Origin of the sequence: Sorangium sp. So ce185 (genome assembly GCF_051526825.1) — a bacterium.
GTDB lineage: Bacteria > Myxococcota_A > Polyangia > Polyangiales > Polyangiaceae > Sorangium > Sorangium cellulosum_D.
Genome location: NZ_CP150316.1, coordinates 13561518 through 13581999, shown reverse-complemented (window position 1 = coordinate 13581999; position 20482 = coordinate 13561518). Strand labels below are relative to the sequence as shown.

Here is a 20482-nt window from a genome sequence, read left to right as displayed (position 1 = left end):
TCACGGCAGGTGCGTGTCCGCCGACGTGGGCAGAGGTGCCTCCCTGAGCCCGCGGTCGCGCGCCGCGCCACCATCGATGGTGACGCCACGATGGCGTCACTGTGACTTCACTTCCGTCCAGACCTCGTCAAACACCTTCGCCGCCTCGCCGAGGTCGCGGTGGTGCTCCAGGCGATCCGCCACCTCTTTCGTCGGGTAGATGAGCGTGTTCGTGCGATCGGCGTCGGGCAGCTTCCCTTGCGCCGCGGCGTTGGGCGTCGCGTACTTCGTGTACATCGAGAGCTGCGCGCCGCCCTCCGGCGTGAGCACGTGATTGATGAACTTGTGGGCCAGCTCGGGGTGAGGCGCCTTCGCCGCGATCGTCATCACGTCGACCCAGATGACCGAGCCTTCCTTGGGGATCACGAACGCGAGGCGCTCCTTGTCCTGCTCGATCTGCTTCTGCGCGTCCCCGTTCCAGACGACCGCCATGTCGACGGAGCCCGCCCTGACGTCCTCCATGGCGCCCACGCCGCCCTTGAAGCCGAGGCACTTCGGCTGCTTCTTCACTTCCTTGAGGACGCGCCCGGCCTCCCGGATCTCGTCGGCGTTCGTCGTGTTGCTCGAGTGCCCCTTGTACTTGAGCACCGAGCCCAGCATGTCCCGCTGCTCGTCGAGCAGCACGAACGTCCCCGCCAGCTTCTGCGGGTCGAGCAGCACCGACCAGGAAGGGTCGAGGTTGGGCAGCTTCTTCTTGTTGTAGACGATGCCGACGGTGCCCCACTGGTACGGAACGCCGTGCTTGTTGCCGTCGTCGAACCCGGGCCCGGCGAACCGCGACTCGAGGTTCTTGAGGTTCGGGATCTGCGCGTGATCCAGCGCCCTGACCAGGTTGCGCCGCACCATCCTGGGCAGGATCTGGCTGGCCATGATCACGACGTCGTACTGGCTGTCGGCGCCCGCGTACGCCAGCTTGCTCTCCATCTCCTCGGTGGAGTCGTACCGGGTCAGGCGCACCTGTGCCTTGGTCTGTGCCTCGAACTCCTTGATGATCTTCTCGTCGATGTAATCTGGGAAGATCAGCAAGTTCAGCTCGCCTGTTTCGGCGGGCGCGGCTGGTTTGGCGCCGGCGGCCGGCTCCTGCCCCGGAGCCGGGGACTCCTTCTTGCCGCAAGCCATAAGCGAAAGGACCCCCAGCAGCAGCGAAGCAAGCACCAGGGGTCTACGTCGGTATTGCATTAGTCCGTCCTTTCTCCTTCTTGTTCAAGGCATCTCGCGGGGACGCGGCATGACTGGACGTTCTTCGCACTAGTTGAACAATGATTTGACAGGACCAGTCGAGTGGACGATTCGTCGCGCGAGCAGCGTGACCACGAAGTGGTGGAACGCGGCCGCCAGCTCGGGCGCCTCGTCGGTGAGCCGCCGCAGCGCCTCCTCCGAGAGCCTGTAGAGCGTGGCCTGGCGGCTCGCGGTCACGGTCGCAGAGCGCTTCTCGCCCATGTACAGCCCGGACTCGCCGACCACGGAGCCCGGCCCCATGGTGCGGAGCCGCTTGATCTTCTTCCCGTCGATCTCGAGCCACGCCGTCAGCTCACCGCTCTCGATGAGGTAGAGATCCTTGGAGACGTCGCCCTGCCGGAACAGGTCGAACCCCGCCGGGGCCTCGACGCGCTCCAGGTAGCCCAGGAAGCGCAGCATATCTTCCCTGCCGTTGAAGACGTCCTGGAGGTCGTAGAAGAGCATGGGCGGCGGCAGCATGCTCGGGGGCGCCTCCTGGATGATCTCGTTCTCACACGCCTCCAGGCCGCGGTCCAGATCCGGGTAGATCCGGCACACGTCGTCGTTCTCGATCACGACCTCGCCGCGCTCGAGGTGGTTCCTGATGTCCGCCGGGACCTCGGTGAGGATGAGCCTCACGCCGTTCGCCTTCGCGAGGCGGCGGAGCCGGAGGAAGCTGGCGATGGCCGAGGAGTCGAGCCCGTTGACGTGCCGGAAGTCGAGGAGCAGGTACCGAATCTCCGCGTCCGTGCTCTGGATGCGCTGCTGAGCGCTGGTGAGGAGGTTGTACGCCGTACCGAAGAACACATAGCCCTGGAGCTGGAGGATGTACAGCTGCTTGGCGCGCTCCATCAGCGTCATCTCCTCGCCGTCGCTGCGGGCCACGTTGCTGCGGAGGTGCACGCCGGAGATGGCGTTGCGGATAACCTCGATGCGGCTGTAGCTGAGCGCGAACAGGATGAGCGAGACGCCGAGCCCCACGGCCACGCCGAGGAGGAAGCCCCAGACCGCGACGACGAGGAGGATGACCACCACGACGAGGTACTCGGTCCGGCGCAGCCGGAAATAGCCCTCGTACAGCGTGTTGATCAGGAAGTGGAAGCCGAGGTACGCGATGAGCCCCCCGAGCACCGGGCGCGGGTAATAGCTGATCGCGTCGGCGCCGATGATCAGCACGAGCGCGCTGACCGACGCCGCGAAGAGGCCGGCCAGGCGGGTGTTCGCGCCGGTCTTGAAGTTCATCGACGACTCGGGCATCGACATGTACCCGACGACGCACCCGAACATGCTCCCGACGATGTTCGCGACGCCGGTGGCCCTGAGCTCCCGATCGAGGTCGATCTCCTGCTCGGTGGCGAGCTCCACGCCGGACGCGCTCAGGAGCACGGTGATGGCCGCCATGACGGTCACCGCCACCATGTTGCCGCCGCTGTCGAACAGGACGGGCCAGTTCACCTTCTGGAGATCCGAGACCTCGACCGGCGGCCAGAGCCCCTCGCGCGGGAACGGCCCGAGGAGCCACCCGTCCGCGAACGCCTGCGTCACGCTCGAGCCGGCGAGGGTGAGCATGAGGTAGAAGACGCCGGTCGACCCGACGAGCAGGATCGGCAGGAGCAAGAGGTTCGTGTAGCGCCGGAGGAGCGCCACGAGCAGCAGGCCGAACAGGAGGCCGGTGAGGACCTTGTCGAGCGAGCTCGCGAACAGCTCCGGCAGCATCGGCAGCGTGGCCGGCTTGCCGGACATGACCGAGAGCGACCCCTGGACGAGCAGCCAGCCGGCGCCGGCGAGGAAGCCGCCGGCCACCGGGTAGGGGATGAAGCGGACCAGCACCCCGAGGCGGAGGATGCCGAGCAGCAGGAAGAAGCCGCCGGCGACGACCGACGTGAGCGCGATCGCGACGATCACCGTCGGGAACGCGTCGGCGTTCGGGTCGACCTTGTGGACGCCGGCCGCGATGGCCGAGGCCATCGAGGCGAAGATGACGGCGGCGTCCTCCTGCGGCGCGGCGATGACGGGGCGGAAGGAGCTGAGGAGGGCGACGATCACCCCGACGATCACGGAGCTGACAAGGAAGATGCCGATCCCCTTCGACAGCCGGTCCGCGAAGTCGTGCGTGAACACGAGCGCCGCCAGCGAGATGTCGAAGGTGACGACCAGCGTCCCCGAGACCGCGGCGGCCAGGGCCGCCTGGACCAGCTTGAGCCGCTTCGCCGACCCGCGCTGCTCCTCACGCGCCGGCTCCGCAACGTCCCCTGCTTCCTGCTGTGTCATGCTCTTGAGAGACCTCTCGGACGATGTGGCGAAATCCGCGCCGCGCTAGGCTCGAGGGGCGCTAGCGTCGACCCGCAGGCGAGCCGAGCATAGCGATTCTGCAGCCGGGCAGGTATGCGGCAGCGAGGGTCGCGACGACGATGGTGGCGGCGTGGCGGGCGGGGGGCGCCGTGGCCCCCCGCCCCGGCTCAAGAGGCGCCCAGCTCACGCTCGATCGCCGCGGCCTGCTCCTGCAGGGCCTCGGCCTCGCCGAGGTGACCGCTCAGCCGGTGCAGCTTCGCGAACTCCGCGAGGAGCCTCGCCTCCTCGCGCCGGTTGCCGATCTGCCGCTCGATGGCGATCGCGCGCGAGTAGAGCGTGCGGGCGGCGTCGTACCGGCCCTGGACGGCGTAGGCCATCCCGAGGCTCGCGAGCGTGAGCCCCTCGGCCGGGAGGTTGCCCGCCTCACGCGCGGCGCGCAGCCCCTCCTCCCAGTACGTGCGCGCGTCGTCCGGCTGCTGCATCGCCCAGTGCGTGCGGCCGAGGCCGAGGAAGCCGAGCGACTCGGACGCGCGATCGCCGAGCTTCTGCGCGTCGGTGAGCACGCGGATGTGCTCCTGCCGCGCCTCCTGGTACCGGCCCCGCGCCTCGAGGACGTCTCGGGCGAACTCGTAGCGCACGACGACGCTCTCGGGCGTCGGCTCCGGCGAGAGCTTGAAGTAGACGCGGTAGAGGCGCGTCGCCTCCTCGTGGGCGTAGCGCGCCGCCGCCTTGCGGGCGCCCGCGAGGAAGTAGCGGCGCGCGTGATCGACCTTGCCCGCGCGGCGCCAGTGCCGGCCGAGCGCCACGAGCTGGTCCTCGAGGTCGTCGCCGTACAGGCTCTCGATCGCCTCGGCGGCGAGCCGGTGGAGCTCCTGCAGGCGCGCGCGCGACTGCATCTCGTAGGCCGCGTTGCGGAGGAGCGCGTTGCTGAACTGGAAGCGCCGCTCCGTCATCTGCGACCAGATGCACTGCGCCTCGCCGATGCGCACGTGCTCCTCGAGCACGGAGGCGTCGGGGAGCATCAGCGCGAGCACGCGCAGGTCGAACTCGCGCCCGAGGACCGCCGCGGCGACGATCGTCTGCTTCACCTTCGCGTCGAGCCGGTCGAGCCGCGAGATGAGCAGGCTGTTCACGTTCTTCGGCGGCATGAACGTGTTCGAGATCGAGATGGAGCTCGAGCTCGAGCCGTAGCGCCCGTCCTCGAGCCAGTAGGCGAGGATCTCCTGCGCGAAGAACGGGTTGCCGCCCGCGGTCTCGCAGAGGAGCGTCGCGAGCATGTCCGGCATCGGGCCGCCGAAGAACGGGACCGCGAGCGCGAGCAGCTGCTCGCGCGGCAGCGGCTTCAGCTCGATCACCTTCTCGGAGATCCCCGGGTCGAGCGGGATGCGCACCGGCGTGCCGTCGTCCTTGCGCCGCGTCGTGCAGATGATCGCGATGGGCAGCCCCCGGCACGCGCGCGCGATCACGCGCACCGCCTCGAGCGAGTCCTCGTCGGCCCAGTGCGCGTCCTCGAGGTGCAGGATCACCGGCTGGAGCGACGCCTCGGCGAGGAAGACGAAGGACAGCGCCGAGAGCGTGCTCGTGTACCGGAGCTTCGGGTGCAGGCGCTCGTACGGCGAGTCCTCCCAGCGGATGCCGATGAGCGCGGCGAACACCGAGCGCGCGCGGTCGAGCTCGCGCTTCAGCGCGCTCTGGCTCTCGGGCAGCCGCTCGAGGAGGTACTCGAACGCGTCGTCGAAGTTCGTGAGCTTCTCTTCCTTGCCGAGCGCGGAGGACTCCCAGAAGTACTCCTTCAGCGCGAACTCGAACGCGTTCAGCGAGCTCTGGAGCGTCTGGTCGCAGCGCGCGTCGATCCACAGGAAGGGCCGGTCGCTCTGGTGCTCCTCGCACCGGTGGCGGAAGCGCTGCACGAGGTAGCTCTTCCCGAGCCCCGGCTCGCCGTCGATGTAGATGATCCCGGCCGGCTTGCCCTCGAAGATCGGCCCGACGTAGCGCGCGAGCTGCTCGATCTCCGCCTCGCGCCCGATGAGGCCGAGGTCGTAGAACTCCTTCTGGACCGAGATGCGGCGGCGCTCGAGCGAGTAGACGAGGATGGGCAGGTCGAAGCCCTTGAACCGGAAGATGTTCTCCGTCGTCCACTGGTAGCTCGTCTCGCCGGCGCGGAAGACCTGCTCGTCGGCCCAGATCGCCGACCAGGGGGCCTTCGCGACGAGGCGCGCGGCGAGGTTCGTCGCGCGGCCGATGCACGCGAACTCGTGCCGCTCGGTGCCGCCGTTGAAGCCGGCGTAGCGGACGTCGCGCGTGATCCCCGCGCGGAGGCGCATCTGCCGGAGGCCGCGCTTCTTCAGCTCGAGGGCGAAGTCGAGCGCGCGATCGTTGTCGTTCTCGTGCGTGATCGGCGCGCCGAAGTGGATCAGCGCGGCGATGCCGAGATCGCCCGCGTCGATGCCGGTGAAGGTGCCGCCGTAGAGCTCCGAGAGCTCGTGCAGGAGGCGCGTGAGCTCGGCGAAGCTCGGGATCTGCTCGAACGAGAGGAAGACGCTCGTGACGTTGCGGAACTCGCCCTCCGGCGGCATGTCCGCGACGCCCCTCGCCACGAACGCGGCGCCGTCGCCGCGCGGCGGGTTGCGCGGGACCTGCGGCAGCCGGGGCGCGGGCACGTCGCCGAGCTTGTAGACGCCCTCGCCGTGGTACTTCGCGCTCGCGGGCGGTATGCGATCGCAGAGCGCGCGGTCGAGGAGGATGTCCCCCTTCTGCGCCTGCCGCTCGATCGCGACGCACGCGGCGAGCGCCTGCCCGTGGAAGTGGTAGTACGCGCGCTCCGGGGAGATGCGGACGATGCCCCACTCGACCGAGCCCCACGCGAGCCCCATCCGGAACGAGAACGGGAAGCTGCCGAAGGGCGTGTCGCGCTCGGGGTGCTCGGCGAAGAGGTCGCGCATCGAGAGCGCCGCGCCGAGCACGTACTCGGCGACCTTGCGGTCGGGCGTGTCCTGGAACAGCGCCGTGAACGCGTCGCCCGCGAAGTTCGTGATGAAGCCTCCGGCGTGGTGGACCGCGGCGATGAGCGGGTCGAAGTAGTACCGGAGCGTGCCCGCGAGCGTCTCCGCGCCCGCGCGCCCGTGCTGCATCAGCTTCTCCGTGAGCTCGGTGAAGCCGGGGATGTCGATCATCAACACCGCCCCCGTGAAGCTGCCCTCGGTGTTGCCGAGAGCGTCTTGCTGGATGATGAAGTCGGGGACGAGCGGGTTCATTTCCTTGCTCCTCAGCAACGGATCCCGCTTGGAATCGGCCTGGGAAGCGCGTCTGCGGGACGCAGAGCCTGGAGTCTACTGCCGGCGGGAACAGATGAATACCGGGATCTTCGATCGACGGCGACGACGCTGCGGCTGCTGCCTACCTGCGCGGTGCCGGCGCGGCGAGCGTGCGCCCGTTCCGCAGAGCGCAGCACACCGGCGCCTCGCGGGCGGCGCCCGGCCGCGGAGAGCCTGGAATTTGGCGCCTCCGCGTCGGCTGGGACATCCGCCCGGAGCGGTCGCGCGGCGAGGACAGACGGGGAGACGACGAGCAGGCGTGCGGGGCGCTTTCGGGTCATCGCTCGATTTGAATGTCCAGCGGCCGGGGAGACGGAGCAGCAGGGGGCGGCGCGTCGGGCGTCGGCGTGGGCCTCGCGGCGGGCCGCCCGGAGTAGGGCCGCGGCGCCGGGGCGACGGGGGGCGGCGGGGTGGGCGCGGCCGGCGAGCTCGTCGGCGCGGCCGCGCGCTTCGTGAGCGTGGCGACCAGGCGAACCGACTGATCCGACGGGCCCTGGACGATCGAGTACGGCTCGTACCCCTCCTGCCGGACGGTCAGCCGGCGGGGGTTGGCGCGCACCGAGCTGTTCGAGATCGAGAGCTGGAGCGGCGTGGTCCCGAGGGGCTTGCCGTCTTCGAGGACCTCGGCGCCGGAGGGCATGGACTCGACCATCAGCACGAACGTCCCGACGTCGGCCGGCGGCGGGGCCGGGGCGACCTGCGGCTTCTCCGGCTGGGCCGGGGCCGGCGGCGGCTCGCTCGGGCGCATCTGCGACATCGCGACCCCGATGCCCGCGACGGCGAGGACGCCGACGGCGACGAGCACGAGGCCCTTGCGGCCCTGCGGCGCCGCGTCGGCCGGGCGCGAGGCGGCGCCGAGCGACGCGTCGTCCACCTGCGAGGCCGCGCCGCCGGACGACGACGGCGGCGACGGGCTCGCGGGGATCGCGGTCATCACGCGCACGGGCGGCATCGGCGTCGGCATCCTGCCGGTGCCGGTGGAGTCCATGGTGACGAGGCCCGTCGAGCCGAACGCCGGGGACAGGCCCATCGCCTGCGCGCACTCGGCGAGGCCGCGGATGAAGGCCTCCATGTTGGCCGGGCGGCCCTCCGGATCCTTCGACAGGCAGCGCAGCACGAACGCCTCGAGCGGCTCGGGCACGTCGGCCTCGGGGTTGCGCTCGCGCATCCGCGGGACGGGCTGCTGCAGGTGGGCGATCAGGATCTGGACCGAGTTCTGCGCCTCGAACGGGACCTTCCCGCAGAGCATCTGATACACGATGACGCCGAGCGAGTAGACGTCCGTCCGGAGATCGACCTTGCCGTGCGAGATCTGCTCGGGCGACATGAAGCGCGGCGAGCCGAGGAACGAGCCCTGCTGCGTGAGCTCCTCCGAGTCGTCCGCGAGCACCTTGACGAGGCCGAAGTCGAGGATCTTGACGAGCTCCCCGGTGTCCTCGCCGGGGACGAGCATGACGTTCGACGGCTTCAGGTCGCGGTGCACCACCCCGTGCTTGTGCGCCTCGCGGAGCCCGCGCGCGATCTGCCGGGCGACGCCCATCGCGTCGGGCGCCGACAGGCGGCCGGCCTTGCGCAGCCGCCGGAAGAGCGTCTCGCCCTCGAGGAACTCCATGGCCATGAAGTACCGCTCGGGCTCCATGTTCTCGACTCGGCCGTAGTCGAAGACCGTGACGATGTTCGGGTGCTGGAGCCGGGCGAGGATGCTCGCCTCGAGGAAGAAGCGCTTATGAAAGTTGGGGTCGATTTGATTGGATGAGTTCGTCGGCGTCAGGACCTTGATCGCGACCTGGCGCTCGAGGGCGATCTGCTCTCCGCGATAGATGACGCCCATGCCGCCCGTCGCGAGCAGGGAGTGGATCTTGAACTTCTGATTCAAGACCTTTCCCAGCAGCGGGTCGGACTCTCCGCTGGCCGAGGCACCGTCCGAAAGCTTCTCCGCCGTGCTCATGGCCTCTGTCTCTTTCCCCTTCCCATCCCGCTGGCCCCCACTGCTGGCACTCGGGGAAAGCGTACCCCGTGCCCGTCCCGCGCCGCCCTACGTTCGGCTGACGTTCGACCTATGCGCGACTTACGTGCTGCTTACGTCCTGGCTTACGTCCTGGTGTCCGTTCTGGCGCAAATTCTGGGACCTGCCTTCGCTGCGGTACCGCCCGCGCTCGTCGGCTTGGCTTCCGGACCGGCTGCGGCACGTTTGAGCTCAGCCTACCGTAAGCTGCGAGCCGATCCAACCCAGCTGCTGAAGATGACATTCGTTGGCTACCCGACCACACGCTGTGGGCGGGCGCCCCCGGCCGGGACGCTGGGTCCCTGAACGAGCTTGCTGCATGGGCGGATGTACCCGTACTCTGACCGGGTCCCCGATGCCGCCGCAGCACTTCATCCGATGCCAGGCGTGCGGGTTGCCGCACCCGTCGGACACCGAGAGGTGCCCGGTGCACGGCACGGCGCTCACGCCGAGCGTCGCCCCGCCCTCCTCGACGCGGGTGCCGCCGACGAGCAGGGGCGAGTCGCTCTGGCCGGTGGACGGCCCGCTGCCGCCCGACATCGATCCAGATCAGCCCCGGCCGACGAAGGAGGCCCCGCTCGTCGGCCGGCTGCTGCACGATCGCTACCGCATCCTCGGCGTCATCGCCAAGGGCGGGATGGGGATGGTCTACGACGCGATCCACATCGGCCTGCGGCGCCGGGTCGCGATCAAGACGCTCCGCGCCCAGTACGCGCAGAGCAAGACGGCGATCGCCCGCTTCCACAACGAGGCGGCCGTCGCCGGCCGCTTCGGCCACCCGAACATCGTCGAGGTCTACGATCTCGGCGTGCTCGAGGACGGCACGCCCTACCTCGTGATGGAGCGGCTCGAGGGCGAGACCATCACCGAGCGGCTCGGGCGCGAGCGCCCGATGCCCATCCCCGTCGTGCTGGACGTGGCGGTCCAGGTCCTGAGCGCGCTCGTCGTCACGCACAACGAGGGCATCCTCCACCGCGATCTCAAGCCGGACAACATCTGCCTCGTCGGCGGCGATCGCGGCCCGCTCACCGTGAAGGTGCTCGACTTCGGCGTCGCCGAGGCGTTCAACACCGGGCCCGCGTCGTCGATCCTGGTCTCGACCGGCGCCGCGGGGAGCCACTCGGTGGCCGGCACGCCCGCCTTCATGGCGCCGGAGCAGGCCCAGGGCGTCCGCGACCTCGACGCGCGCGCGGACCTCTACTCGGTGGGCATGCTGCTCTACGTGATGCTCACCGGGCAGCTGCCGTTCAAGGCGCCCACGCCGGCGGCGCTGCTCGCCGAGATCCAGCGCGTCAAGCCGATCCGCCCGCGCATGCTGCGGCCGGAGGTGCCGCACTCGCTCGACGTCGCGACGATGCGCGCGCTCGCGCTCGACCGCGACGAGCGCTTCCCGAGCGCGGCCTCGATGATGGACGCGCTCGAGCAGGTGCAGATCGAGGCGGCGATCGGCGGCGGCGCGCCGACCGAGCCGGCGGGCGAGCCGGTCGATCCGGACTCGGAGAAGGTGGAGTACTTCTACCGGAAGAGCGTGCTCCCGCCGCCCATGGAAGACTGAGCGGCGATCATGCGAGCCGTCGTCATCCGCGAGCCGGGCGGTCCCGAGGTCCTCGAGGTGCGCGAGGTGGACGCGCCCGACGTGCCCGAGGGGCACGTGCGCGTCGCCGTCCGCTTCGCCGGCGTGAACCGCGCCGATCTGCTGCAGCGGCTCGGCATGTACCCGGCGCCGCCCGGCGCGCCGCCCGACGTGCCGGGGCTCGAGTACGCCGGCGTCGTCGAGGCCGCGGGCAAGGGCGCGCGCCGCTTCGCGCCCGGCGATCGCGTCTTCGGCCTGGTCCCGGGCGGCGCCTACGCCGAGCGGATCGTCGCCCACGAGCGCGAGGTCGCGCCGGTGCCGGACGGGCTCTCCGACGAGGAGGCGGCGGCGGTCCCCGAGGCGTTCGTCACCGCCTACGACGCGCTCGTCACGCGCGCGCGGCTCGCCCCCGGCGAGCGCGTGCTCGTGCACGCGGCCGGCAGCGGCGTGGGCACCGCCGGCCTCCAGATCGCCCGCGCGCTCGGGTGCTTCGTCGTGGGGACCTCGCGCACGCAGGACAAGCTGGACCGCTGCCGGGAGCTCGGGCTCGACGCCGGGGTCGCGGCGCCGGGCGGGAAGTTCGCCGACGAGGTGCTGAAGGCGACGCGCGGCGCGGGCGTCGACGTGGTGCTCGACCTCGTCGGCGGCGCGTACGTCGCCGAGGACCTCAAGGCGTGCGCGCCCCGGGCGCGCATCGCGCTCGTCGGGCTGACGGCCGGCGCGTCCGCGGAGCTCGACCTGCGCGAGCTCCTGCGCAAGCGCGTCGAGCTCATCGGCACCGTGCTCCGCTCGCGCCCGCTCGAGGAGAAGATCGCGGCGGCCCAGGCGCTCGAGCGGAACATCTCCCCGTGGCTCGCGCGCCGCGCCGTGCGGCCCGTCGTCGACCGGGTCTTCTCGATCGACGATGCCGCCGCGGCGCACATTTACATGGCCAGCAACGCGTCGTTCGGGAAGGTGCTGCTCCGCATCGGCGCGTGAGCGCGCGGGCGCCGCGTCACCCGCCGGGGCCGAGCAGCTTCGCGAGCGCGCCGGCCTCGGCGTCGTGCGCGTCGGCCTCGTCGGCCGGCGTCCACGACATGTCGAGCTCGAGCCGGTACGAGCCCTCGAACGCGTGCGGCGGCGCGCCGCCCCACTCCTCGGGCGAGAGCATCGAGAGGTAGCGGACGCCGTCGCCGCGCCGGTAGAGGTGGTAGACGTGGCCGGGCCGCTTCTTGAAGTTGCACGCCGCGCGGTGGAGCTCGCTGTCGCGCTGCGCCGCCTCGAGGACCTGCCGCGCCTGCTCCTGCAGCGACCGGATCTGCCGGGCGATCTGCGCGAGCTTGCCGCCGGTGACCGCGCCGAGCAGCGCGTCGGCCTGCTGGATCTCGCGCGCCACGTCGACGAGCTCGTGCGGCGCGGAGAGCCGGCTCAGGGGGTACGGCGAGGTGCGGGCGGGCCCCTCGTGGCGGCCGCCGCCGTGCTTCGTGAAACCGTCGTCGCTCATGCGGAGACCCCGAGCTTAGTGCAGCGCGCCCTCGCGCGCCGTAGCGGCGCCGTCACGGGTCGGGGCAGCCGTCCTCGTCCTCGACGCCGTCCTCGTCTTCCTTCTGCGTCGGGCAGCGGTCCTCGTCGTCGAAGACGCCGTCCTCGTCGTTGTCCCCCTCGGGGCAGCCGTCCTCGTCCTGGAAGCCGTCGCGATCCTCCGCGAGCTCGCCGCACTGGTCGGCCTTGTCGTCCACGCCGTCGCCGTCGGCGTCGTGGACGCGCGGGGTCCACGCGACCGAGAGGACGGCGCGCAGCGGCGAGGTGCCGACGCCGCCGACGAGCGCGGTGCCGACGCCGCCCAGGAACGAGACGTCGCCGAGCGCGTAGCGCGCCGAGAGGGCGAGCTCCAGCGCGGCCGTCTCCTGGTTGTCGAACGGCGCGATCGGCGAGAGCGGCAGGTGCCCGTACGCCTCCAGGAAGAACGTGGCGCGCCCCTCCGGGTCGATGCCCAGGATCTGCGGCCGGAACGAGAGGCCCAGGCCGAAGGGGAGCTCGTGGCCGAACACCGTGGGGCACGGGTCCCCCGCGGCGGTGGCCGGCGTCGCCCGGCACCCGAAGCGGGCCTCGTCGGCGCGCAGCTTGAGCCCGGCCGCGAGGTGCGCGCCGAACGCGATCAGGCGGTACTCGGCGAGGAGCCTGAGCTCGTTCGTGACGCTCCCCTCGCCCACGAACGACGCCTCGTCGCCCGTCGGCAGCGTGAAGCGCTCGTGCAGCGCGAGCGCGAACCCCCCGAGCTCGCCGGCGGTGGGCTGCACCAGCGTGAGCTTGCCGACGAGGCCGAGATCGCCGAGCGCCTGCGCCGGGACCCACGTGTCGCCGAGCACCCGCGTGGCGTCGGACGTGGGCTCGTCCCCGGACTGGTAGAGGACCACCGGCAGCGTGAGCCCCACGAGCAGGCGCCGCGCGACGCCGACGCCGGCCGCGAAGTCCGCGCTGACCTGGTGGCGGAGGACGTCGAAGCGGGCCTCGCTCGAGGACGGATGGCGGAGGACGATGGGGCGGTAGGCGTAGGAGGCCCAGAGGCTCGCGCTCCACTCGCCCGTGTCCGGGGTGGCGGCGGGCTCCGTGTAGACGCCGGACCCGGGGTCGATCGAGGCGCGGAACCCGCGGAGGTCCGCCGACGGCTGGGCGGCGGCGGCCGAGGCCACGGAGACGGCGAGCAGCGAGGACAGGGCGATGGCGCTCGGTCGCATGGCCGGAGGAGACTAGACCAGCGCCGGGGAAAGTGGGGCCCGAGTCGCCGCGGCGCGCGGGCGGCGCGCGGGCGGCGCGCCAGCGCGGCGGGCGGCGTCCCCCGAAACATCGCGTTCCGCCGCGGGTTGTGCGATAGCGGGGGCATGGACTCCATCCGGATCCGGGGCGGCAAGCCGCTCTCCGGCAAGATCCGCATCAGCGGCGCGAAGAACGCGGCGCTGCCGATCCTCTGCGCGACGCTGCTCTCCGACGGCGAGAGCCTGCTCCGCAACGTGCCCGCGCTCCGCGACATCGACACGACCTCCGCGCTGCTGCGGTTCCTCGGCCGCAACGTCGAGGTCGCGGCCCCGCTCGTCAAGGTCGGCGCCGGCGACAACGTGCGGCCCGAGGCCCCGTACGAGCTCGTCAAGCAGATGCGCGCGAGCGTGATGGTCCTCGGCCCGCTGCTCGCGCGCTTCGGCCGCGCCAAGGTGTCGCTCCCCGGCGGCTGCCAGATCGGCACGCGCCCGGTCGACCAGCACCTCAAGGGGCTCGAGGCGCTCGGCGCGACGATCCGGCTGTCGCGCGGCTACATCGTCGCGGAGTGCAAGCGGCTGCGCGGCGCCGAGGTCGTGTTCGATCTGCCGACGGTGACGGGCACCGAGAACCTGATGATGGCCGCCGCGCTCGCGAAGGGCCGCACCACGCTGGTGAACTGCGCCCGCGAGCCGGAGGTCGAGGAGCTCGGCCGGGTGCTCAACAAGATGGGCGCGCGCGTGAGCGGCGCCGGCACGGACGTCATCCACATCGAGGGCGCCGACGAGCTCGAGCCGTTCGACCACGCGATCATCTCGGATCGGATCGAGGCCGGCACGTACATGGTCGCGGCGGCCGCCGCCGGCGGCGACGTGCTGATCGAGAACGCGCCGCTCGAGGACCTCGAGGCGGTCGCGGCCAAGCTCCGCCAGGCGGGCGTCGAGGTGGGCCGCGAGGGCGACTGCGTGCGCGTCCGCCGCGACGGCCGGCCGCTGCGCGCCGTCGACGTCACGACCGCGCCGCACCCCGGCTTCCCGACCGACATGCAGGCGCAGTTCATGGTCCTGATGTGCCTCGCGCAGGGCACGTCGCGCATCGTCGAGACCATCTTCGAGAACCGCTTCATGCACGTGCCCGAGCTCGCGCGCATGGGGGCGCACATCGACGTGGACGGCCACACGGCGCACGTCCACGGCGGCGCGCCGCTGTCGGGCGCGACCGTGATGGCGACGGATCTGCGCGCGAGCGCCTCGCTCGTCATCGCCGGGCTCGTGGCGACCGAGGGCGAGACCGAGGTGCTGCGCGTCTACCACCTGGACCGCGGCTACGAGTTCATGGAGCGCAAGCTCGCGCAGCTCGGCGCCGACACGGTGCGGGTCGAGGGGCGGGCCGGATGACCAAGCCGCTCACCATCGCCGTGCCCAAGGGGCGGATCCTGAAGGATCTGATCCCGCTCGTGCAGCGCGCCGGCCTCGACAGCACGCCGCTCCAGGAGAGCGATCGCCGCCTGGTCCGGCCCACGGCGGACGGCGCCTTCCGGTACGTGTTCCTGAAGCCCGACGACGTGCCGACCTACGTCGAGTACGGCGCCGCCGACCTCGGGGTCTCCGGCCGCGACACGCTCCTCGAGCGCCGCCACGATCTCTACACGCCGCTCGATCTCGGGATCGGCCGCTGCCGCCTCGTCGTGGCCGGGCCGGAGGGGACGCCGATCCCCGACCTGCCGCGCGTCGCCACGAAGTACCCGCGGATCGCCGGGGATCACTTCGCGAGCAAGGGCGTGGTGGCCGAGATCATCCCCGTCCACGGCTCCGTGGAGCTCGCGCCGCTCGTCGGCCTCTCCCACCTGATCGTCGATATCGTCGAGACGGGGGCCACGCTGCGCGAAAATCGCCTCGAGGTGCTCGAGACGGTCACCGAGGTGAGCACCCTTCTCATCGCGAACCGCGCGTCGTACAAGCTGCGGAGCGACGCCGTGCGGCCGCTTGTCGAGCGCCTGCGGGCCGCGACGGCCGGCGCGGCGCGGTGACCGCCGCGGGCGCGCCCGCCGCCGCCGCTCGCGGACGAGGATGAGCCCGCCGCCCACCCGAGACACGAGAGAGAGGAGGCCCAGCTGCTACCGCTATTCGCCGCGCTCCCGGCCGACATCGACGCGTGGGTGGGCGGGGGGACCAGCATCGTCGCCGGCGTGCACCGCGATCCCCCGGGGGCCCTCCGCCTCGACGCCGTCGCCCAGGCCGAGGTCGGGCTGCGGCTCGCGACCGAGTCGCTGTATTTCCGGCTCGATCTCGACGTGCAGGCCGCCTCGGCGCCGCTCGGCCTGCCGGCGTTCGGCCTGCCGGCGTTCGTCTACCCCGCGTGGTCGCTGCCCGCGCCGGAGCTCAAGATCGGCCCGCCCGAGTGGGCGATGCTCCAGATCGGCCGCGAGGACTACCACCTCCGGCTGGGCATCGTCTCGCACGCGATTGGCATCGAGGACTGGGACAGCTGGACCAACTACTTCCCGACCTTCTCGACGATGATCAGCACGGTCCCCGGCCGGATGCTCGGCGTCGAGCCCGGGCTCGTCCTCGGCGAGGGATACGAGATCAACGTCTTCGGCGGCTTCGACCTCGACGTCGACGCGCCGACGTTCGGCGCCGGCCTGACCACGATGCAGGCGCTCTGGTCGACCTGGTCGGGCGTGGCGTTCTATCCGACGATCGATTTCTACTCGGCGGTCGTCGCCCTGGAGCTCTACCCGGCCGAGGCGCTGTCGGTGTCGCTCGACGGCAGCGTCGGGCTCGTCGGCGCGGCGGACGAGGCCGGCGCGATCGAGCTCAAGCCGTGGGTGGGCGGCGAGGTCATCGCCAATGTCCTTCCGACGTTGCCAATCCATCCGCTCTTCCGAGTCCAGGCTCTCCACGAGCACGAGGGCGCGCTCTCTGCGTTCCTGTTCGCGCCCCAGCCGAGCGTCTCCGCGAGCGCCGGGCTCACCTTCACGCCGTTCGACGAGCTGAAGATCAGCCTCGAAGGCAAGGCCTCCAAGGTCGAGGACGACATCCTGCCCGGCCTCTTCGCCCTCGTGGCCCTCCGCCGGCCCGAGCCGCCCCCGTACGCGGCCAAGTGACGAGACGACGGCAGCGGCGCTGCGGCGCGGGACGCCGTCGCCGTCAGCGCGCCGTCTGCGCGCCGTCTGCGCCCGTCACCGCGCGCCTGACAGCGACGGAGGCAGACGGCGTCGAGCGCCGCGGCGTCGCACTTTTCCATCGATGCGGCGGCCGGCGCGAAACACTCGAAACGGAGCGAGCGCGCAACCACGTCACCATGTAACCACGCAACACGCGACCGACGCAGGCGACCCTGTTTTTCGCGCCTTGCGGGGCTCGCCCTTGTGATAGGGTTGCGGCCCCTCTCATGAAAATCCACGAGTATCAAGGCAAGCAGCTCTTCGCCCGCTACGGGGTGCCGGTACCGAAAGGGGAGCCCGCTTTCCAGGCGAGCGAGGTGGCGCCGATCGCCGACCGGCTGATCGCGCAGACGGGCAACCCGGTCGTCGTCGTGAAGGCGCAGATCCACGCGGGCGGCCGCGGCAAGGGCGGCGGCGTGAAGGTCGCGAAGGGCGGCAGCGCCGAAGCGACCGCCCTCGCCGAGAAGATCCTCGGCATGCAGCTCGTCACCAAGCAGACGGGCCCCGAGGGGCAGAAGGTCCGCCGGCTCTACATCGAGCAGGGCCTCGACATCGCGCGCGAGCTCTACTTCGCGATGCTGGTCGATCGCGAGCGCCGCCGCATCGCGGTGATCGCCTCGACCGAGGGCGGCATGGACATCGAGGAGGTGGCCCACAGCACGCCGGAGAAGATCTTCAAGCTCTTCGTCGATCCGGTGCTCGGCCTCGCCCCGTACCAGGGGCGGCAGCTCGCGATCGCGCTCGGGCTCACCGCGAAGGAGACGCAGCGCCAGTTCCTCAAGCTGGTGGCGTCGCTCTACACGTGCTTCACCGCGGAGGACTGCTCGCTGCTCGAGATCAACCCGCTCGTCGTGACCGGCGCGGGGGACGTCTTCGCGCTCGACGCGAAGGTGAGCTTCGACGACAACGCCGAGTTCCGGCACCCCGAGTGGAACGCGATGCGCGACGTCGACGAGGAGGACCCGGTCGAGCTCCAGGCGAAGCGGTCCGGGCTGTCCTACGTGTCGCTCGACGGCGACATCGGCTGCCTCGTGAACGGCGCCGGGCTCGCGATGGCGACGATGGATATCATCCTCCATTACGGCGGCAGGCCGGCGAACTTCCTCGACGTCGGCGGCGGCGCCTCGCAGGAGCAGGTCAAGACCGCGTTCCAGATCATCCTCAAGAGCGAGCGGGTCCGCGGCATCTTCGTGAACATCTTCGGCGGCATCATGCGCTGCGACGTCGTCGCGGCCGGGGTCATCGCCGCGGCGAAGGAGCTCGGGCTCAAGGTGCCTCTCGTGGTCCGCCTCGAGGGGACCAACGTCGAGGCCGGCCGCAAGCTGCTCGACGAGAGCGGCCTGACCATCCAGTCGGCGAGCTCCATGGCCGACGGCGCGCAGAAGATCGTCGCCGCCACGCGCGGCAAGGCCCAGAGCGGCGCCTAGGGCGCCCGCGAGCACCGAGCCCCGAACCCAGTTGAGCAGCGAGCGACCGGCGATTGCCGAGCTCCTGTCCACGTTGAAGGTAGAGTAATCAAGCGATGAGCATCCTCGTCAACAAGGACACGCGGGTCGTCTTCCAGGGCATCACGGGCGCCTACGGGTCGCAGCACGCCCGCGCCTGCATCGAGTACGGGACCAAGGTCGTCGCCGGCGTGACGCCCGGTCGCGGCGGCCAGCGCTTCGAGGACAAGGTGCCGATCTTCGACACGGTCGAGCAGGCCGTGCGCAACGAGGGCGCCGACGTCTCGTGCATCTTCGTGCCGCCGGTCGGCGCCGCGGACGCGATCACCGAGGCCGTGGACGCGGGCTGCAAGCTCGTCATCTGCATCACCGACGGCGTGCCGGTGCTCGACATGGTGCGGGTGCGTCGCTTCCTCGAGGGGAAGCCGGCGCGCCTCATCGGGCCGAACTGTCCGGGGGTGATCACGCCGGGCGAGTGCAAGATCGGGATCATGCCGGGCCACATCCACAAGAAGGGGCACATCGGCGTGCTCTCCCGCTCGGGGACGCTGACCTACGAGGCGGTCGGCCAGCTGAGCGCGCTCGGCATCGGCCAGTCGAGCTGCGTGGGCATCGGCGGCGATCCGGTCGGCGGCATGGACTTCATCGACGTGCTCGAGCTCTTCAACCAGGATCCCGAGACGCACGGGGTCGTGCTGATCGGCGAGATCGGCGGCACGGCGGAGCAGCGGGCCGCGGCGTGGATCAAGAACAACATGAAGAAGCCGGTGGCCGCGTTCATCGCCGGTCGCGCGGCGCCGCCGGGCAAGCGCATGGGCCACGCCGGCGCGATCATCGCGGGCGGCGAGGGCACCGCGGCCGAGAAGATCGCGGCGCTCGAGGCGGCGGGGGCCAAGGTGGCCGCCACGCCGGCCGAGATGGGCGTCGCGATGCAGGCGGCGCTCGCGGCAGCGCGCTGACGCCCCGGCCCCCGGCTCCGCCCGGCCCCCGGCGAGGGGGCTCGTGGCGCGGGGTGGGGGCCCCGCCGAACTCGGCGTAGACATGACTCATCCGGCAAGCCGGATGAGCCATGTCTACGCCTCAGACATCGGCCCATCCCCCACCCCGCGCCACGAGCCCCCTCGCCGGGGGCCTACGCTAATGCTTATTTGATGTTGATCCGGTCGCGCGCCGCTCACTCGAGCGGGATCGTCCGGCGCTCGGACGAGCTCTGCATCGCGGCCTCGATGATGCGGATCACGTCGCGCGCCTCCTCGGCGCGCACCGGCGGCGGGGCGCCGTCGAGGATCGCGTCCGCGATCCCTTCGTAATAGGCCTCGTAGGCGCCGGGCAGGCTCTCGATCGCGCGACGCTCGCCGGTCGCCGTGACCAGCGTGCCGAACCAGCGCGGGTCCTCCCGGCCCCACTCCGGCGCGCCGGGGCGCTTGCCCGCCTTGAGGGCATCCTCCTGGCCGTCGATGCCGTACTTGAGGAAGCTCCCGCCGTCGCCGTGGACCGCGAAGCGCGGGCCAGGCTCGCACGCCAGCGTCGAGGAGCGCACGATCACCCGGCGCCTGCCGTAGTCGAGCGTGAGGTGGAAATAGTCGACGGTGCGCGCCTCGGGCCGCTGCGCCAGGAGGTCGGCGGTGACGGCGCGCGGCGGGCCGAAGAGCACCAGGGCCTGATCGATCAGGTGCGCGCCGAGGTCGTACAGGATGCCCGAGCCCGGGGCCGCCTCCTCCCGCCAGCCTTGCTTGATGGCAGGGCGGAACCGGTCGAAGTGCGCCTCGTACGAGGCCACCTCGCCGAGCAGACCCTGCTCGATGCAGTGGCGCACCGTGCGGAAATCCGCGTCCCAGCGGCGGTTCTGGAACACCGAGAGGAGCCGGCCGCGACGGGCGGCCAGGGCGATGAGCTCGTCCGCCTCGGCGCTCGTGATCGTGAACGGCTTGTCGACGACCACGTGCTTGCCCGCCTCGAGCGCCGCGCGCGCGAGCGGGACATGGGTCTCGTTGGGCGAGGCGATGACCACGAGGTCGATCCCGGGCTCGGCGATCAGCACCTCGGGCGTCGGATGCACGGCGACGCCAGAGTGGTCGGTCATGACCTGGCCCTCCCGTCGGGTCGCGATGGCGGCGAGGCGCAGCCGCGGGATGGCCCGGATCAGCGGGGCGTGAAAGACGGCGCCGGCGAGGCCGTAGCCGACGAGGCCGACATAGACGCGCTGGGACATGGCTGGGCGAGCTCGCCGCGGACGCTAGCCCGAAGAGCCACTGGGGGGAAGCCCGGCGGCGCGCGTACGGCCGCGGCGCGCCGGAGGAGGCGGGCCGCCAGGGGCGTCCGCACCCCTCGCGATCGCGACGGGCGAGCCGCCCAGCACATCCGCACCCCTCGCGATCGCGACGGGCGAACCGCCACGAGCGTCCACAGCGATCGTCATGCCGTGTGTCGCACCGCCAAAGGGGTGGTGGCCAGATTCGAACATGAAGGCGGGAAGGCGGGAAGAAAAGCTCAATGATCTTCCTGCCTTCCCACCTTCACGGGAATCACTCCGGGGGCAATTGGGCCACCACCGCCAAAGGCCCCTCCGACGCTCACGATCTCACCTCAGAGTCGCCGCGCGACCGACGATCGCGGGAGAGGTGGTCACCACACCTCCGATGTCGTCTCCCCTGCCCCTCATCGCCGCGGCGTGAGAGCGTTCACGGAGACGCG

At 71.3% G+C, this 20482-nt stretch carries 14 protein-coding genes; 7 read left to right on the top strand and 7 right to left on the bottom strand.

The features are described from left to right. Window positions 1–96 precede the first annotated feature (96 nt). The 4 genes from WMF26_RS50240 to WMF26_RS50225 all read right to left on the bottom strand — a co-directional run bounded on the left by WMF26_RS50240 (window position 97) and on the right by WMF26_RS50225 (window position 8811). Window positions 97–1065 carry a polyamine ABC transporter substrate-binding protein gene (locus WMF26_RS50240; protein ID WP_437998495.1) on the bottom strand — a complete coding sequence of 323 codons (969 nt, stop codon included), beginning with the start codon at window positions 1063–1065 and terminating at the stop codon, window positions 97–99. A 222-nt stretch (window positions 1066–1287) separates the two neighbouring features. Beyond that, a complete protein-coding gene (locus tag WMF26_RS50235) occupies window positions 1288–3528 on the bottom strand; it encodes an SLC26A/SulP transporter family protein (RefSeq protein ID WP_437953143.1) in 2241 nt (746 codons plus the stop codon). 188 nt (window positions 3529–3716) lie between these two features. Further along, window positions 3717–6803: an AAA family ATPase gene (locus tag WMF26_RS50230; protein ID WP_020742163.1), complete on the bottom strand. Its 3087-nt coding sequence runs from the start codon at window positions 6801–6803 to the stop codon at window positions 3717–3719. Between the two features lie 337 nt (window positions 6804–7140). Next, the gene (locus WMF26_RS50225; protein ID WP_437998494.1) at window positions 7141–8811 is read right to left on the bottom strand and encodes a serine/threonine-protein kinase; all 1671 of its coding nucleotides are present in this window, start codon (window positions 8809–8811) and stop codon (window positions 7141–7143) included. A gap of 451 nt (window positions 8812–9262) precedes the next feature. Here WMF26_RS50225 and WMF26_RS50220 point away from each other — a divergent pair, with 451 nt between their 5' ends. Then, window positions 9263–10423 carry a serine/threonine-protein kinase gene (locus WMF26_RS50220; RefSeq protein WP_236644345.1) on the top strand — a complete coding sequence of 387 codons (1161 nt, stop codon included), beginning with the start codon at window positions 9263–9265 and terminating at the stop codon, window positions 10421–10423. Between the two features lie 9 nt (window positions 10424–10432). Further along, window positions 10433–11419: an NAD(P)H-quinone oxidoreductase gene (locus WMF26_RS50215; RefSeq protein ID WP_437335044.1), complete on the top strand. Its 987-nt coding sequence runs from the start codon at window positions 10433–10435 to the stop codon at window positions 11417–11419. 16 nt (window positions 11420–11435) lie between these two features. Here WMF26_RS50215 and WMF26_RS50210 read toward each other — a convergent pair whose 3' ends face one another. Then, on the bottom strand, window positions 11436–11924 hold the full coding sequence (locus tag WMF26_RS50210) for a DUF2452 domain-containing protein (RefSeq protein ID WP_020742159.1): 489 nt from the start codon (window positions 11922–11924) through the stop codon (window positions 11436–11438). Window positions 11925–11976: 52 nt separating this feature from the next. Continuing rightward, window positions 11977–13158, bottom strand: coding sequence for a hypothetical protein (locus WMF26_RS50205; protein WP_437998493.1), 1182 nt, complete (start codon window positions 13156–13158; stop codon window positions 11977–11979). Between the two features lie 144 nt (window positions 13159–13302). On the opposite strand from WMF26_RS50205, the gene murA reads away from it, so the two are divergent. From murA to sucD, 5 genes are all read left to right on the top strand, one after another. After that, window positions 13303–14571 carry a UDP-N-acetylglucosamine 1-carboxyvinyltransferase gene (murA, locus tag WMF26_RS50200; RefSeq protein ID WP_020742157.1) on the top strand — a complete coding sequence of 423 codons (1269 nt, stop codon included), beginning with the start codon at window positions 13303–13305 and terminating at the stop codon, window positions 14569–14571. Then, window positions 14568–15203 carry an ATP phosphoribosyltransferase gene (hisG, locus tag WMF26_RS50195; protein WP_061626578.1) on the top strand — a complete coding sequence of 212 codons (636 nt, stop codon included), beginning with the start codon at window positions 14568–14570 and terminating at the stop codon, window positions 15201–15203. The genes murA and hisG overlap by 4 nt, the downstream gene beginning before the upstream one ends. A 129-nt stretch (window positions 15204–15332) precedes the next feature. Further along, complete coding sequence (locus WMF26_RS50190; RefSeq protein WP_437998492.1) at window positions 15333–16283, top strand: hypothetical protein; 951 nt, start codon at window positions 15333–15335, stop codon at window positions 16281–16283. Window positions 16284–16570: 287 nt separating this feature from the next. Continuing rightward, window positions 16571–17770 carry an ADP-forming succinate--CoA ligase subunit beta gene (gene sucC / locus WMF26_RS50185; RefSeq protein WP_437335041.1) on the top strand — a complete coding sequence of 400 codons (1200 nt, stop codon included), beginning with the start codon at window positions 16571–16573 and terminating at the stop codon, window positions 17768–17770. 95 nt (window positions 17771–17865) lie between these two features. Continuing rightward, the gene (gene sucD / locus WMF26_RS50180; protein WP_437998491.1) at window positions 17866–18747 is read left to right on the top strand and encodes a succinate--CoA ligase subunit alpha; all 882 of its coding nucleotides are present in this window, start codon (window positions 17866–17868) and stop codon (window positions 18745–18747) included. A 215-nt stretch (window positions 18748–18962) separates the two neighbouring features. Here the strand turns inward: sucD and WMF26_RS50175 are convergent, their stop codons facing one another. Continuing rightward, window positions 18963–20000 (bottom strand): oxidoreductase, encoded by a 1038-nt coding sequence (locus tag WMF26_RS50175; protein WP_061626574.1) that lies wholly within the window; start codon window positions 19998–20000, stop codon window positions 18963–18965. Window positions 20001–20482: the final 482 nt, after the last annotated feature.